This is a genomic window from Salinisphaera aquimarina (assembly GCF_042643355.1).
GTDB classification, from domain to species: domain Bacteria; phylum Pseudomonadota; class Gammaproteobacteria; order Nevskiales; family Salinisphaeraceae; genus Salinisphaera; species Salinisphaera aquimarina.
Genome location: NZ_JBHRSS010000003.1, coordinates 688,156 through 703,667 on the forward strand (window position 1 = coordinate 688,156; position 15,512 = coordinate 703,667).

Consider the following 15,512-nt stretch of genomic DNA (forward strand, 5'->3'; position numbering starts at 1 on the left):
GGTATTGCACGTTACCGCAGAACGACGCGCGCTTGCGCCGTCGATATAGTGCGGGACGCGTTACGGGTCGCCGAATTCAGCCACCGCCGCGTCCAGCCGCGCCAGCGTCGCCTCGCGCCCCAGCAGTCGCAGCGTGCCATCGATCGAGGGTGATACGGCGGTCCCGGTGACGGCGATACGAATCGGCTGGGCGACCTTGCCCATGCCGACTTCGTTGTCCTCGGCCACGGCCTTGACCGCGGCGCTGATCGGCTCGTCCTGCCAGTCCACGAGGGTGGCGAGGCGGTCGCGAATCTGGGCGAGCAGCGCCGGCGAGCCGGCTTTCATGTGCTTCTTCACTGCCTTGGCGTCGTATTCGGTCACTTCGGTGAACAGGAACAGGCTCTGCTGCGCCATCTCGAGCATGGTCTTGCAACGCCCCTGCTGAACGCGGGCGATGTCGGCCAGGGCAGACTTGTCCGTGGCCTCGATGCCCAGCCGGCTCAGGTGCCAGACGAGTTCGTCGGCGAGCACGGCCGGATCGGCCGCCTTCATGTGTTCCTGGTTCACCCACAGCAGCTTGTCGGGGTCGAAAGTCGAGGCGCCGCTCTGTACATGGGTGATATCGAAATGGGCGATCATCTCCTCCAGCGAGAAGATTTCCTGATCGCCATGCGCCCAGCCCAGGCGCACCAGATAATTGAGCAGCGCCTCGGGCAGATAGCCTTCTTCGCGATAACGCATCACGCCGACCGCGCCGTGGCGCTTGGACAGGCGCTTGCCATCGGCGCCGAGAATCATCGGCACATGGGCATAGACCGGCAGCTCGCCGTCATCGCCCACCAGCGCCTTGAGGATATTGATCTGACGCGGGGTGTTGTTGACGTGGTCGTCGCCACGGATGACGTGGGTGATGCCCATGTCCATGTCGTCGACCACCACACAGAAATTATAGGTGGGCGTGCCGTCGCCGCGGGCGATCACGAGATCGTCCAGTTCGGTATTGGAGATGGTGATATCGCCCTTCACCAGATCGTGGATGACCGTGTCGCCGTCCAGCGGCGTGGCGAAACGGATCACCGGGTCCACGCCCGCCGGCGGCTCGGGCAGGGTCTTGCCCGGCATCGGCCGCCAGGTGCCGTCGTACTTGGGTTTTTCGCCCTTGGCACGCGCGGCCTCGCGCATCGCCTCGACCTCCTCGGTCGACGAATAACAGCGATAGGCCTTGCCTTCAGCGAGCAGGGTCTCGATGACCTCGGCGTAGCGATCGAAGCGCGCCGTCTGATAATAAATTTCGCCGTCGTGGGTGAGATTCAGCCACGCCATGGCATCCAGAATTGCCTGTACCGCCTCGTCGGTGGAGCGTTCCCGGTCGGTGTCCTCGATACGCAGCACGAAACGGCCGCCACTGGCCTTGGCATGCAGCCAGGAATACAGCGCGGTGCGGGCCCCGCCGATGTGCAGGTAACCGGTGGGGCTGGGGGCGAAACGGGTGACGACGGACATAAGAGAACTACCTGCTCGGGCCGGGATACGGCGGTTGGCCAGCCCACTAGTTTAACAAGCTGAATCCTTTTGACGCGTGCCGGGCCCGCAGCATTGTGCCGCACACAATAGTTGACATACTCAACTACTGCGCTCATCATTCTAGTTGACATTATCAACCAGTCCCACATGAAAACCACGCCAGCCATCGGCGAAACCCTGCATCGACTGCTGCATGCCTATAAACGCGCGATGCGCGAGGAATACGACGCTGCGGATATCGGCCTGACGGTATCGCATATCCGGGTGCTCAAGGGCATCGCCGGCCTGCGCGAGGGCACGGCTCAGACCATCGCCAACCGCATGCGCCAGGACAAGGGCCGCATCGCCCGCTTGATCAAGGACCTGGCCGACGAAGGGTTTATCGCGCGACGCCCGCACCCGACCGACAGCCGCAGCCAGCAGCTGGCCTTGACCCCCGCCGGCCGTGAAATACGCCAGCGCATTGCCATGATCGAAGCTCGGGCCGGCGCACGCATGGCCGACGGGCTGCTCGAGGCCGACATCCATCGTTTCATCGAGTTGGCCGAGTCGATGATCGCCAATCTCGAACAATCACAGGATTGACCATGAACCGCAGACCCGCGCCGCGTACTTTCACCGTCCTCGGCAAGACCGAAATCACCCCCAACATGCTGCGCGTGACGCTCGGCGGCGAGGCCATGGACAGTTTCCCGCCGGATCAGCCGAGCGCCTACGTCAAGCTGCGTTTCGCCCAGGCCGACAGCGATCGCCCACTGCTACGCACCTACACAATCCGCTCACAGCGCTCGGATGCGGTGGATATCGACTTCGTCCGCCACGGCGACGGCGGCCCCGCCGCGCGCTGGGCCGAAGACGTCCAGCCCGGCGAGACCATCGACATCGGCGGCCCCGGGCCAAAGAAACTCGTCGACCCGAGCGCCGACTGGGTACTCCTGATCGGCGACATGACCGCCCTGCCCGCGATCTCGGCGAACATCGAAGGCCTGCCGGCCGACACGCGCGGCCACGCCATCATCGAAGTCCTCCACGCCGACGATATTCAGCAACTGACGGCACCGGATGGGCTGGATATCCGCTGGGTGATCAATCCGCAGCCCGGCGACAACAGCGACCTGCTCTGTGATGCCGTGCGTGAACTGACCTGGCTGCCCGGCGAGCCGTCGGTCTGGTGTGCCTGTGAATTCACCACGATGCGCCGACTACGCGCGCATCTACGCGATGAGCGAAGTGTCACCCGGCAACAACTCTATATCTCGAGCTACTGGCAACACGGCCGCAACGAGGAAGCACACAAACAGGCCAAGCGCGCCGACTCGGACGCCGACCAGGGCAGCTGATCAGGGCAGACGACCGGCCAACCGTGCTTGCACGGGCTCGGCCGCGATCGAGCTCGTAATTTCGTCACGCACGGCCCGAACGCGGGCCACGCGCCGCAGATCCGGGTGCACGAGCAGCCAGAGATCGGTGGCGACCTCGGCCACCGGTTCGCCGAGGCGTACCAGGCCGGGATCGCCGTCGGCGAGATAACACGGCAATAATGTGACACCGGCGCCGCGGCGAACGGCCGACATCAGCCCCAGCAGCGTATCGATACGCCAGCCCGAGTCGTCGACGCCCTGCGCTTTCATCCAGGCGGACAGCGCCGGAAAGAACACGCTGTCGTCCAGACCCAGCCATCCCATCGCCGTGTCTTCATCGACGTGAGCCGCGGCATAAGGCGCCATGGCGATACGCCCGAGCCGGTGGGCGATCAGCGCATCGGGCGGGGTCGTCATCGGACGCACCGCGAGATCGGCCTGGCGCCGCGACAGATTGAAAGTGTCGTTCGAGATGGCGACTTCCAGCGTAATCGCCGGATGACGCTGCCGACAGCCGGCCAGGATCGGCACCAGCAGGCCATCGAACAGCGTATCGGTGGTCGTCAGGCGTACCGGCCCCGCCGGCGCCGTGTCGTCGTCGAGTACGTCCCGTTCCAGCGCCTGCATACGACGCTCCATGTCGGCCGCTTCGGCCAGCAGACGTTCGCCGGCCGCGGTCGGCACGTAGCCGCGCCGCTCGCGCACGAACAGCGCTCGGCCTAGATCACGCTCCACCGCGTTGAGCCGCCGGAAGATCGTGGCATGGCTGACGCCGAGCGCCCGTGCTGCCCCGGCCAGCGTGCCGGCGCGGCCGATGGCCAATATCCAGCGCAATGCGTTCCAATCGATTGGATCTTTCATTTCTGCAAATAGAAATTGTGATTTTATCGGATTCTATTTCATCAATGACGCCATCAGAGTAGGCGGCGAATTCATAAACCCCATCCGTCATGCACGCACTGATCGTCCATTGCCACCCGGAACCCGACAGCTTCAATGCGGCGCTGACCGCAACCGCCCGCCAAACGCTCACCGAGGCCGGCGCCACGGTGACCGTGTCCGACCTCTACGCCGAAAGCTTCGATCCCGTGGAAGGGCCGCGGCATTACACCGAGCGGGCCGACGCCGACTACTTCTCGGCGCTGACCGAGCAGCGGCATGCCGGCAATACCGCCACCCGGCCCGCCGACGTGCAGCGCGAGATCGATCGGCTAAACGCCGCCGATCTCGTGATTCTGCAGTTTCCGCTCTGGTGGCACGCCCAGCCAGCCATGCTAAAGGGCTGGTTCGATCGGGTATTCGTCTACGGCGGCCTGTACACCGGCCGCAAACGCTACGACGAAGGCTATTTCCGCGGTAAGCGCGCCATCCTGTCGGTCACCACGGGCGGCCCCGCGCCGACGTTCTCGCGCTACGGGCGCGGCGGGCCGATCGAACGCCTGCTGTGGCCGATTCATTACTCGCTGCATTACATGGGCTTCGATGTGCTGCCGCCATTTCTTACCCACGGCGTGCAAGGCAGCGGCATCGCCTACCAGGCCAAGCAGGCGTTCGAGCGTCATCTGGCCGACCACAAGCGAGCCTGGGCTGAGCGCCTGGCCGAACTCGATACCGAAATGCCGATTCCGTTCACCGGCTGGGCGGACTGGGATGAGGAAGGCGTATTGCACGCCGAACATCCGATGCGCTGGGTCTGATCATCTTGCCGGCGGCCAAATTGTACGAAAACCATGTACAAGTGGCTGCACTTATGGGCTCTATCAGCGCCAATCGCTTTCGCGACAACCTCAAAGCCCTGGTTGAACGCGTGACGACCGAGCACAGCCCACTCAAGGTCACACGTCGCGGTGGCGACAGCTTCGTCATGATCAGCGCCGAAGACTGGGAACGAGAGCAGGAAAGTCTCTACGTGCTGCAGAACAACGATCTCATGTGTCATATCGCCAAGTCGCTGAAAATGCATGACAAAATTACTGCCCACACATCAGCGGCGGACCAGATGAATGAGATCACTGATCTTTGAGGGCCGCACTTGGCCTGCCTATGAAAAGATGCGCGCGCGCGACAAGCGCCTGCATAAAACACCGTGCCGAATCTTCGAGGAACTGATCCGGGCCGACGATCCTGCGTCGGGCACCGTCAAGCCCGAAGCACTCAAACACAATCTCAGCGGCTTCTGGTCGTGTCGACTTTCACAAAAAGATCGATTGATCGACCGCTTCGATGACGACCGCGATTTATATCTTTGCGATCGGCGGGGACTACGGCCAGTCGTAGCAAAGGATGCTGCTTCGGCTCGCCAGCGCTACCGCCAGCGCAGTCTGGGCGAGAAACGACTCGACCCGGTCCGTCTCGCGACTCGCCCGTGTGGCGTTTCAACCCTTCCGGTAGATGGCGTTGAACCGCTCACGCAGCTGGTTCTTCTGCACCTTGCCCATGGTGTTGCGCGGCAGTTCGTCGACGAAGAAAACGCGCTTGGGTTGCTTGTAACGAGCCAGGCGGTCGGTCAGCGCGTCGATCACCTGTTGCTCGTCGATGGCGGCCCCGGACTGCGGCACGACCACAGCGGTCACGCACTCGCCCAGATCGGGATGTGGCACGCCGATCACGGCGGATTCCACCACCGCATCCATCGCGTCGATTTCCTGCTCGACTTCTTTCGGATAGACGTTGTAGCCGCCCGAGATCACCAGATCCTTGTCGCGCCCGACAATCTGGACATAACCGTGTTCGTCGATTTTCGCGAGATCGCCGGTGATGAAGAAGCCGTCCTCGCCCAGCTCCTCGGCCGTCTTGTCGGGCATGCGCCAATAGCCGATGAATACGTTCGGCCCGCGCACCTTGAGCATGCCGGTTTCGCCCGTCGGCAGCGCCGCGCCCGTCTCACGATCGACCACATGGATTTCCACGCCCGGTAGCGGCAGGCCGACGGTGCCGGCAATGCGCTTGCCGTCATAGGGGTTGGACGTGTTCATGCTGGTCTCGGTCATGCCATAGCGCTCCAGGATCGCGTGACCGGTGCGCCGTTCGAACTCGGTATGGGTTTCCGCGGTAAGCGGCGCGGAACCGGAAGTGAACAGGCGCATGTGCCGCGCGAGATCGGGCGTCAGTCGCTCGTCTGCCAGCAACCGCGTGTAGTAGGTCGGCACGCCCATCAGGGCGGTTCCGCGCGGTATTTCCTCGAGGATCGCGTCGATGTCGAACTTCGGCATGAACAGCATGGCCGCACCCGCCATCAGTACCACGTTGCATGCGACGAACAGACCGTGGGTATGAAAGATCGGCAGAGCGTGGATGAGGCGGTCGTTGGCGTCGAAGCGCCAGGCATCGACCAGGGCCTGGGCGTTGGAGGCGAGATTGCCGTGGGTCAGCATCGCGCCCTTGGAGCGCCCGGTGGTGCCGGAGGTATACAGAATCGCGGCCAGATCGTTCTCGGCGCGCGCCTCGATCGCGTCACTAGGCTCGGCCTGCTCGGCCATCTCCATGAGGCTGCCGTCGCCCTCGGTGCCCAAGGTGACGACCCGAGGACAGCCGGTCTCGGCGGCCACACGTTCGGCCTCGTCTGCGGCGTTCGGCCGGCAGACGAAAAGCGCCGGCTCGGCATCGCCCAGGAAATACGCGATTTCGGTACTCGTATAGCCGGTATTCAGCGGCAGATACGCCCCACCGATACGCAGGCAGGCGAGGTAGAGCAGGATGGCCTCGGGGCTCTTGTCGACCTGCACCGCGACCCGGTCACCGCGCTCGACGCCCAGTGACGTCAACGTGCTGGCCAATCGCGCGCTCGCTTCCAGCGCCTGGGCATAGGAATAACGCCGGCCGTCGCGCGTGACGATGAAATCGGCGTCGCCGCGAGCGGCCATGCGCTCGGCGAATGACTCGAACAAGTTGTGGCTCATGACTCGATTTTTTTCGTTGAGGATTTCACGCCCGACATCACCGCCGGCGTTTCGGCACCAGAAGCCTGTGCCGTGGCAACACATGCGACTGCGAACAGTACGCTATCTCTCACACGGTTCCCACGACGCAGATTCCTAGCCAATGATCAGATCCGGCAGCCACGTCGCGATCGCCGGGAAGAAACACAGCAGCACAATCCCGAGCACCATACACAACGCATACGGCAGGCTGCCCAGCAGCACATCGCGCAGCGCGATATCCGGCGCGATGCCGTTGATGATAAACAGGTTCAACCCTACCGGCGGCGTAATCAAGCCGATTTCCAGGTTGATGGTCAGCACCACCGCAAACCAGTACGGGTCGAAATGGGCCTGCAGAATGATCGGCAGCAGGATCGGCGCGGTCATCACGATCACCGCGACCGGCGGCAGAAAGAAGCCGGCGACCAGAAGAAACAGGTTGATAACGCCCATCAGCACCCAGCGGTTGACCTCCAGGGCGGCGATGCCGCCGGCGATCGTCTGGGTGATGAACATCGACGACAGCGCATAGGCAAAGACCTCGGCGGCGGCAATGATCAGCATGATCATCACGCTTTCCCGCAGGGCGTCGCGCATGATCAGCTTGAGCGGGGCGGGCTGCCATAGCCGATACACGAGGATCGCCAGCGCCAGGCACAGGAACGCGCCCACCGCGGCGGCTTCGGTGGGCGTGGCCACCCCGCCGTAGAGCGCGAACAGAATGCCCGTGACAACGGCCAGGAACGGCAGCACGCGCACCAGCGCCTTGAGGTTGCCTTCTACATTGCCCTTGGCCTGTTCCGCAGCCGCGGCGAGCGGATTGCCGTAACCGCCGGCCATCTTGCAGGCGATGACAGTCCAGACCATGAACAGCACCGCCAGCATCAGGCCGGGCAGCGCGCCGGCGATGAACAGACGACCAATCGACGTCTCGGTGGAAATACCGTAGACGATCATGGTCACCGACGGCGGGATGAGAATACCCAGCGTGCCGCCGGCCGCGATACAGCCGGCGGCCACGCCATCCGGATAGCCGCGCTTGCGCATTTCCGGGATGCCGAGCTTGCCGATGGCAGCACAGGTGGCCGGCGAGGAGCCCGACAATGCGGCGAAGATCGAGCAGGCGCCGATATTCGAAATCGCCAGCCCGCCGGGCACGCGTCCCAGCCACAGATCCAGCGAACGATAGAGATCGCGGCCGGTCGGCGACGAAGCCACCGCCGAGCCCATCAGGATGAACATCGGAATGGCGACGAAACCGAACGACGCGATGCTGTTGTAAAAGGTCTCGCCGAAGTAGACGAGCTCGCTCATGCCACGACCGAGCACCAGCGCGACCAGCGAAACACTGCCCAGCGCAAAGGCGATCGGCGTACCGATAGCCATGAGCGCCAACAGGGCCACCCCGATCAGGATGCCACTGGTTACCGGATCCACGGCTATGCCTCCTCGGCGCGCAGCAGCTCGGCCACGTACTGCAGCGAAAGCAGCGTTATGCCGACCGGCAACGACAGCAGCGTCGGCCATAGCGGCGGATTCCAGACCGTGCCCGTGCCCCAGCCCATGCTGTAGGCCTCCAGGAAGTAGTGCCAGGCCCCGTAAGTCAGCGCGAGACAGAACGCCAACCCGACCAGCGACGCCATGTATTGCATGATGCGTCGAGGCCAACCGCCCAGCGCGTCCGGCAGGGCCGTGACCGCGACGTGACCGCCAGTCGCCAGGACGTAGGGTGCGCCGAGCAGCATGGCACCGGTGATCGCAAAGGTGGTGAATTCGGTCTGCCAGACAGTGCTTTCACCCAGCACGTAGCGCACAAAGATCATGTGGCAAACCGCCAGCACCCCTGCCAGCATCAGCGCGCCGGCGACCACGGCCACCGCGCTCGACACCCGGTCCATCGTTCGGATATAGGCAGGGATGATGCCCTTCGGCGCGCCGTCGCCTGCCGAAGGGCTGAAAGATCGAGAAGCCATGTCACCTCGCTCTGGCCGTCACGGGTTCGAGCCGCTTCGGCGGCAACCAGTTCGTACGAAAAGCCGCTACTCGACCGAAAGTGCGGCGTCGATCAGCTGCTGGCCGTTCGGGACCTTCTCGGCGAAGTTCTTGTACGAACTCTTCTTCGCCACCTCCAGCCAGGCCTGGTAGTCCTCGGGGCTCATGTTCACGACCTTCACGCCGTTTTCCTTGTACACATCGACCATTTTCTGATCGAGACCGGCGGCCTTCTCGGCAAAGAATTGCTCGGCCTTCTCCCCCGCGGCGGTCAGCGCCTTCTGCTGTTCCGGCGTCAGCCCTTCCCAGCTGCGTTCGGAAATCAGAATCGGCTCGTACATGAACCACAGCGCGTTCTTGCCGGGCGCGGTCAGGCATTTGGCCTGCTCGTAGATCCGATACGACACGAACGAGCCGGAGGACGTATTGGCGCCGTCGAGCACACCGGTCTGCATGGCGGTATAGATTTCCGACGACGGCATGGACGCGATCGAGGCACCGGCGGCGGCAAGCATCTGCTCGAAGGCCGGGCCGGCTGCACGCAGCGTCTGGCCCTTGACCGTATCCGGCGAGGTGATACAACTCTTGTTGGAGGCAAACCCGCCGGCCAGCCAGGCATCTGCCAGAACACGCGCACCGGCCTTGTTTATGATCTGCTTGATCATGCCCATGAACTTGGAATCGTTCAGACGCTGGGCGCGCTCGTGGCTACGCACCAGACCCGGCATCAGGGTGGCCGAGAACTCGGGATGTCGACCGCTGGCATAGTCGAGGGGAAAGGAAGTGATGTCGAGTCGGCCGCGCACCAGCGCGCCCCACTGCTCCTTGGCCTTGAACAACGACTCGCCGGGATAGACCTGGATCTTGAGATCGACGTCGGCATCGGCGACCTCCTTGGCCATGAGCTGAACCATCTCGTCGCGCACGTCGCCCTTGCCGCCGGGAAACTGGTGCGAGGCGCGCAACACGGTTTCGGCGAGCGCTGCGCTGCTGAAAACAAACATCAGGGTCGCGGCGGTCAGTGCCAGGAGGCTGAGTTGACGTGGCATGGCGAATCTCCTCGGAGTAATTATTGTTGTGCGCCGTATTTCTCTTCGATCCACTGGTAGATAGCGGCAATTGGTGACCCATGTCAACGGGCGACCTCCCGACCAAACCGACTCGCACACAATGCGAACCGCGGAAACAACGAGGATCCGGGATCGACGAAAGTATTAGCCATCTTTGACGAAAGTATAAGTCGCTTTCGGGACATATAAGTCACACTTGTTTGATATTTCGAGCCAAGCACCTCGCACTAGTGGATAGAACTCGGTGGATGAAAAGGATTTTCTGACGCTCCCGCACCACGAACGGGTCGCACAGCTCGCCGGCGAGTCGCAGGAGCCGCTGGCGCTGCAATCGACTCTGGCCGCGGCGATGGGAAGCTGCGGCAACCGCCCGTTTCTGGCTGTGGCGACTGATCCCGCGGTCACCAGCGGCGCGATCGGCGTGAAGGAGGCGCTGGAGTTGCGCCGGCTGATCGACCGCGCCCGGCAAGACGATCTGCCGCTGGTGCTGGTGATCGATTCCGCCGGAGCCAGGGTCAGTGAAGGCGTGGCGATTCAGGGCGCGCTGCGCCGCCTGTTCGCGGAGCTGCTAGCGGCGCGCGCCGCCGGGCTGACCACGATCGCGATCCTGGGGCGCAACGTATTCGGCGGTGCCAGCATGCTCGCCATGAGTTGCGGCATCCGGCTCTACGCCGACAGCACACGGCTGGCGATGACCGGACCGGCCGTGATCCAGAGCCACAACAGCGTCTGCGCCAAGACGGTGACCGAGACCATCGCCGCGCCCAACCGACTCGAACACGATCCTCAGGGTACGCCGGTCACCGATGGCCAGATCGCGACCGCGGCGCGGCTGCGCGAGGCACTGCAAAGCGCCCTGGCAAGGCGCCCGACCGATTTCGAAACCTGGGCTCGCCTTCAGGACAGCGATCTACGCGCGCGCCTGGCAAGCGACCCCGCGCGCAATACCGGCAACGTCGTTCAAGTCATCGATTGCGACACCGTCACACTGCGCGGATCGCGCTCGGCCGGGCCACGCGACGTGGTGCAACTCGTCGATGCTCTGCAGGCGATACCGCCGGATTGCGACCGGATAACACTCGACTGTGAATGGATCGGCCACAGTACACAGCTGGCCGACGAGAACCTGCTACTGAGCCAGTATCTGGGGTATCTCTGCAGCGTTATTCACGCGATCGAGGCCCGCGGCACCACGGTCTGTCTGCGGATCGCCGGCACCCTGTCGGGCGGCCTTTATATCGCCCTGGCCGGCGCGGCTTCCGAGGTCCGGCTGGCTGCTTGTGGGCGCGTGCTGACGCTGCCGCAGGATATTCTCGATGCCTTCGTGCAATTGCCGGCGGCGCCCGATCCCGACGCCGCCGTGCTCATCGAGCACGGCGTGATCGACACGATCGAAACCTAGCCCGTGTCAGCAATTTGCGCCGCGTCGCGATAGTGATTAACTCAGCCTAATCCGAAAGCAAATGGAGGATGTCCATGCTCGAAGTCTGGGGACGCAGGAATTCCATCAACGTGCAGAAAGTGCTCTGGTGCTGCGAAGAGCTCGATCTGGCGTACTGCCTTGTCGAGGCCGGCGGGCCGTTCGGCCGCACCGCCGACCCCGAGTATCGGGCCCTGAATCCGACCGGCCTGGTCCCTACGCTCGTCGACGATGGCATCGTGGTGTGGGAGTCGAACGCGATCGTGCGTTATCTGGCTCGACGCCATGGCGCCGGCACACTCTGGCCCGATGATGCCCAGACCCATGCCCGGGCCGAAAGCTGGATGGAATGGCAGACCACGGTCTGGCTGCGCCTGCGGCCGGCCTTCATCGGCCTGATTCGAACGCCCGAGGGCGAACGCAACGCGGCCCGAATCGAGTCCGCCGTCGAGACGACGGCCGGCCATATGCGACTGCTCGACTCGCATCTGGCCAAGCACGACTACGTCGCCGGTCCCGAGTTCAGCATGGGCGATATCCCGATCGGGGCAACCGTCAGCCGCTGGCTCAGGCTCGACATATCACGGCCGCCGACGCCGGCCTTGACGGCTTGGGAAAAGCGCCTGGCACAGCGCCGTGCATATACCGATATGGTGAGCTCGATCCCGCTGTCATGAATGACTCGCCAGCCGCACAGTGCATAACGCCATCGAGCAAGCGAACGGCTGACGATAGCTCTCTGTGCCTCATATCCGACAAGCAACGACCTGCTGCAAAGCCCAGCGCTCAAACGTCATGACGCCATAGCGCTATGCTTTCGCATGCAGGGAAAGCCGATGACCGCCGCATCCAAGCGCTCGACCATTTATTTCGACGAGCAGTTACACGCCGCGTTGCGTCTGAAGGCCGCGCACACGCATCGCAGCGTTTCGGATCTGGTCAACGAGGCCGTGCGCGCGTCGCTCGCCGGGGACCAGGAGCACCTGGCCGCATTCAGCGATCGCGTGGCGGAGCCGACGATGAGTTATGAGGCTCTTCTCGACGATTTGAAGGCGCATGGCGAGCTATAAGCTCGTCTTCAGGCGGCCTGTTGCGCAAGACCTGCGCCCTATCCTGAATACGGATGTTGTGGCGCGCGTTCTGGAAGGCGTCAGTATGCTGGCGAATGATCCCCGACCGGTGGGCAGCGAAACACTTTCGGGCCAAGAGCGGTATCGCATCGGGCAGGGCATTTATCGCATCGTCTATCAAATAGTCAGCGACCTGCTGATCGGCACAGTGGTAACGATTGGCCGCCGCAAGCATGGTTACAAACCATGAACGTCAAAGTCACCAGCCAATACTGATCTACGAAGCCGCCGACAAGTCGGTGGATGTACGACTGGATGGCGACCGGGACACAGTCTGGCTGACGCAGCGCCAGATGGCTGATCTGTTCGGCAAGGGTGTCCGAACGATCAACGAGCATGTCGGTAACGTCTATACAGACGGGGAACTGAGCCGCGATCCAACTATCCGGAAATTCCGGATAGTTCGGCAAGAAGGCAGTCGCCAAGTCACACGCGAGATCGAGCACTACCGATCGAAGCCAAGGCGGCGCATCTGCTCTACTTCGTGGTGAAGAACCATCCGTTCACGGATGGCGACAAGCGCAGTGCAGCGTTTCTGTTCGTCGATTTCCTGCACCGCAATCATCGTCTTCCGAACAGCAACGGCGCAGCGGCCGTCAACGATATCGGGCTCGCAGCGCTCACTCTGCCAGTCGCCGAATCCGACCCCGCGGTCAAGGATGTGATGATCCGTCTGATCATGAACATGCTGGCGGGACCCGCGTAGGGCGCCGCAGAACACGAAGCGCCAAGCCGCCCCGAGGTGTCGGGGCGGCTTGGGACAGGTTGCTTGCAGGTTCCGATCAGACCGCCTTGGCCGCCCTCAGTTCGCGGGCCGCGTCGACCATATGTCGGAGCGCCGGCTCGACCTCGGCCCAGCCGCGGGTCTTGAGGCCGCAGTCCGGGTTTACCCAGATGCGTTCCGGCGGCAGCACTTCGGTGGCCTTCTTGAGCAGATCGATCATTTCCTGCTTGGCCGGCACGCGCGGGCTGTGGATGTCGTAGACGCCGGGCCCGATCTCGTTCGGGTAGTCGAACTGCACGAACGCATCCAGCAGTTCCATCTGGGAGCGCGAAGTCTCGATGGAGATACAGTCGGCGTCCATCGCCGCGATCGCCTCGATGATGTCGTTGAACTCCGAGTAGCACATATGGGTGTGCACCTGGGTGTCGTTCTTGACCTTGGACGCGGTAAGGCGGAAGGACTGGGTCGCCCAGTCGAGATAGGCTTTCCAGTCGTTGCGGCGCAGGGGCAGGCCTTCCCGGAAGGCGGCTTCGTCGATCTGGATGGCGGCCAGGCCGGCGGCTTCCAGATCCAGCACTTCATCCTGAATGGCGAGCGCGACCTGCTTGACGGTTTCGGACCGGGGCTGATCATCACGCACAAAGGCCCACTGCACCATGGTGACCGGGCCGGTGAGCATGCCTTTCATGGGCTTTTCGGTCTTCGACTGGGCATATTTGGACCATTTGACCGTCATCGGTGAGGGCCGCGAGACGTCGCCGAAGATAATCGGCGGTTTGACATATCGCGAGCCGTAGCTCTGGACCCAGCCGAGTTTGGTGAACGCATAGCCCGACAGCTGCTCGCCGAAATACTCGACCATGTCGTTTCGCTCGAATTCGCCGTGCACGAGCATGTCGAAGCCCATGTCTTCCTGCATTGCCACGGCATCATCGATTTGTTTTTCGATGAACGCATCGTAATCGGCGTCCGACATCGAGCCTTTCTTGTGCGCGGCACGCGCCTTGCGCACGTCCTGGGTCTGCGGGAAGGAGCCGATGGTTGTGGTCGGGAACGCCGGCAGCTTGAGCTTGGCGCGCTGCTGCTTGGCACGTTCCGGGTATTTGGCGGGCCGATCGTAGTCGGCCTCGGTCACCGCAGCCGCGCGCTTCTTTACCGCCTCGTCATGAATCAGCGTGGAATGGGCACGGTCTTCCATCGCGGCCTGATTGGCCTGCTGCATGGCCTTGTCGACCTTGCCGTCGACCGCGTGCGCGAGGAATACGATCTCGTCGAGTTTTTCCTCGGCGAAGGCCAGCCAGTTCATCAGCTGTTCGTCGAGCCTGGTCTCGCTACGCAGGGCCACGGGCGAATGCAGCAAGGAGCAGCTGGGGCCGACCATCAAACGGCCGGTGCCGATCTCGCCGGTGACAGTCTCGAGCGTTGTCAACGCTCGCGTGAGGTCCGTCTTCCAGACGTTGCGGCCGTCGACGATACCGACCGACAGCCATTTCTGGTCGTCCAGGCGCGTGGCGACCGTTTCGGCTTCCTTGACGCCGCGAACCGCATCGATATGCAGGCCCGCGACAGGCAGCGAGGTGAACAGTTCGAGGTTGTCGCGCAGCTCGCCAAAGTAGTTGGCAACCAGGATCTTGATGCCCTTGACCTGAGCGAGCGCGCTGTAGGCCTTCCTGATGACCGTGCGCTGGGCATTGTCCAGGTCCAGCGAGAAGATCGGCTCGTCGAGCTGCAGCCATTGCGCGCCTTCGGCAGCGAGCTTCTCGGCGATCTCGACGTACACCGGTATCAGGGCATCGGCCAACGCGAACTTGTCCATATCGGAGCCGTCCGTGATCTTGCCGAGCGACAGATACGTGGCCGGGCCGACCATGACCGGCTTGGTGATGATGCCTTGTTCTTTCGCCTCCCGGAACTCGTCGAAGATCTTGGAGCCGGCGAGTGTGAAGGTCGTCTGCGTCGTGAACTCGGGGACCAGATAGTGATAATTCGTATCGAACCACTTGGTCATCTCGCAGGCGATGGCCCCGTCGGTGCCGCGCGCCATGTCGAAGGCGACATCGATGTTCATGTTCTGGCCATCGTAATGACTAGGCCAGCCAAAACGCTCGGGCACGTTGCCGAGCAGGCAGGACAGACCCAGCACCTGGTCGTAGAACGAGAAATCATTGGACGGGATCAGGTCGATGCCGGCCTTCTTCTGCTTGTCCCAGTTGGCCCGCCGCAACTCGGCGCCGGTGGCTTCCAGGCCGGCATAGTCCAGATCGCCCTTCCAGTAGGCCTCGGTGGCTTTCTTGAGCTCGCGGCGTTCGCCGATACGGGGAAAACCGAGATTATGCGAGATCGTCATGCGTACAGCCCTTTGATCGGTGAATCACTCATCGCCCGCGTG

Annotated in this window: 15 protein-coding genes and 2 pseudogenes; 10 read left to right on the forward strand and 7 right to left on the reverse strand. The window is 63.0% G+C overall.

Going from position 1 to position 15,512, the window contains the following annotated elements; translation table 11 throughout:
• Positions 1-60: 60 nt before the first annotated feature.
• Positions 61-1,485, reverse strand: coding sequence for a glutamate--tRNA ligase (gene gltX, locus ACFOSU_RS06710; protein ID WP_380687743.1), 1,425 nt, complete (start codon positions 1,483-1,485; stop codon positions 61-63).
• Positions 1,486-1,653: 168 nt separating this feature from the next.
• On the opposite strand from gltX, the gene ACFOSU_RS06715 reads away from it, so the two are divergent.
• Together ACFOSU_RS06715 and ACFOSU_RS06720 are read left to right on the forward strand one after the other, a co-directional pair.
• A complete protein-coding gene (locus ACFOSU_RS06715; protein ID WP_380687745.1) occupies positions 1,654-2,091 on the forward strand; it encodes a MarR family winged helix-turn-helix transcriptional regulator in 438 nt (145 codons plus the stop codon).
• Between the two features lie 2 nt (positions 2,092-2,093).
• Entirely contained in the window at positions 2,094-2,846 is a 753-nt protein-coding gene (locus tag ACFOSU_RS06720) for a siderophore-interacting protein (RefSeq protein ID WP_380687747.1), read from the forward strand.
• On the opposite strand, the gene ACFOSU_RS06725 is transcribed toward ACFOSU_RS06720, so the two are convergent.
• Complete coding sequence (locus ACFOSU_RS06725; RefSeq protein WP_380687749.1) at positions 2,847-3,728, reverse strand: LysR family transcriptional regulator; 882 nt, start codon at positions 3,726-3,728, stop codon at positions 2,847-2,849. It lies immediately after the preceding gene.
• Positions 3,729-3,817: 89 nt separating this feature from the next.
• On the opposite strand from ACFOSU_RS06725, the gene ACFOSU_RS06730 reads away from it, so the two are divergent.
• The 3 genes and pseudogenes from ACFOSU_RS06730 to ACFOSU_RS06740 form a co-directional block, all read left to right on the forward strand.
• Complete coding sequence (locus ACFOSU_RS06730) at positions 3,818-4,564, forward strand: NAD(P)H-dependent oxidoreductase (protein ID WP_380687751.1); 747 nt, start codon at positions 3,818-3,820, stop codon at positions 4,562-4,564.
• A gap of 53 nt (positions 4,565-4,617) precedes the next feature.
• Complete coding sequence (locus ACFOSU_RS06735) at positions 4,618-4,890, forward strand: type II toxin-antitoxin system Phd/YefM family antitoxin (RefSeq protein ID WP_380689196.1); 273 nt, start codon at positions 4,618-4,620, stop codon at positions 4,888-4,890.
• Between the two features lie 28 nt (positions 4,891-4,918).
• Positions 4,919-5,041, forward strand: a pseudogene (locus ACFOSU_RS06740) (Txe/YoeB family addiction module toxin); the annotation flags it as partial.
• Positions 5,042-5,242: 201 nt separating this feature from the next.
• On the opposite strand, the gene ACFOSU_RS06745 reads toward ACFOSU_RS06740, so the two are convergent.
• The 4 genes from ACFOSU_RS06745 to ACFOSU_RS06760 all read right to left on the reverse strand — a co-directional run bounded on the left by ACFOSU_RS06745 (position 5,243) and on the right by ACFOSU_RS06760 (position 9,828).
• The gene (locus tag ACFOSU_RS06745; protein WP_380687753.1) at positions 5,243-6,766 is read right to left on the reverse strand and encodes a malonate--CoA ligase; all 1,524 of its coding nucleotides are present in this window, start codon (positions 6,764-6,766) and stop codon (positions 5,243-5,245) included.
• A gap of 135 nt (positions 6,767-6,901) precedes the next feature.
• Positions 6,902-8,224, reverse strand: coding sequence for a TRAP transporter large permease (locus ACFOSU_RS06750; RefSeq protein ID WP_380687755.1), 1,323 nt, complete (start codon positions 8,222-8,224; stop codon positions 6,902-6,904).
• Positions 8,225-8,226: 2 nt separating this feature from the next.
• Complete coding sequence (locus ACFOSU_RS06755; protein ID WP_380689198.1) at positions 8,227-8,685, reverse strand: TRAP transporter small permease subunit; 459 nt, start codon at positions 8,683-8,685, stop codon at positions 8,227-8,229.
• 141 nt (positions 8,686-8,826) lie between these two features.
• A complete protein-coding gene (locus ACFOSU_RS06760) occupies positions 8,827-9,828 on the reverse strand; it encodes a TRAP transporter substrate-binding protein (RefSeq protein WP_380687757.1) in 1,002 nt (333 codons plus the stop codon).
• Between the two features lie 265 nt (positions 9,829-10,093).
• Between ACFOSU_RS06760 and ACFOSU_RS06765 the strand changes: the two genes are divergently transcribed.
• From ACFOSU_RS06765 to ACFOSU_RS06785, 5 genes and pseudogenes are all read left to right on the forward strand, one after another.
• Complete coding sequence (locus tag ACFOSU_RS06765; protein WP_380687759.1) at positions 10,094-11,251, forward strand: carboxyl transferase domain-containing protein; 1,158 nt, start codon at positions 10,094-10,096, stop codon at positions 11,249-11,251.
• 74 nt (positions 11,252-11,325) lie between these two features.
• Positions 11,326-11,946, forward strand: a complete 621-nt coding sequence (locus tag ACFOSU_RS06770; protein WP_380687761.1) for a glutathione S-transferase family protein — start codon at positions 11,326-11,328, stop codon at positions 11,944-11,946.
• 159 nt (positions 11,947-12,105) lie between these two features.
• Positions 12,106-12,339: a CopG family transcriptional regulator gene (locus ACFOSU_RS06775; RefSeq protein WP_380687763.1), complete on the forward strand. Its 234-nt coding sequence runs from the start codon at positions 12,106-12,108 to the stop codon at positions 12,337-12,339.
• Entirely contained in the window at positions 12,326-12,589 is a 264-nt protein-coding gene (locus tag ACFOSU_RS06780) for a type II toxin-antitoxin system RelE family toxin (protein WP_380687765.1), read from the forward strand. The genes ACFOSU_RS06775 and ACFOSU_RS06780 overlap by 14 nt, the downstream gene beginning before the upstream one ends.
• Positions 12,573-13,105, forward strand: a pseudogene (locus ACFOSU_RS06785) (Fic family protein). Before ACFOSU_RS06780 ends, ACFOSU_RS06785 begins: the two are co-directional and overlap by 17 nt.
• 76 nt (positions 13,106-13,181) lie before the next feature.
• Here ACFOSU_RS06785 and metE read toward each other — a convergent pair.
• Positions 13,182-15,470: a 5-methyltetrahydropteroyltriglutamate--homocysteine S-methyltransferase gene (gene metE, locus ACFOSU_RS06790; RefSeq protein ID WP_380687767.1), complete on the reverse strand. Its 2,289-nt coding sequence runs from the start codon at positions 15,468-15,470 to the stop codon at positions 13,182-13,184.
• Positions 15,471-15,512 lie beyond the last annotated feature (42 nt).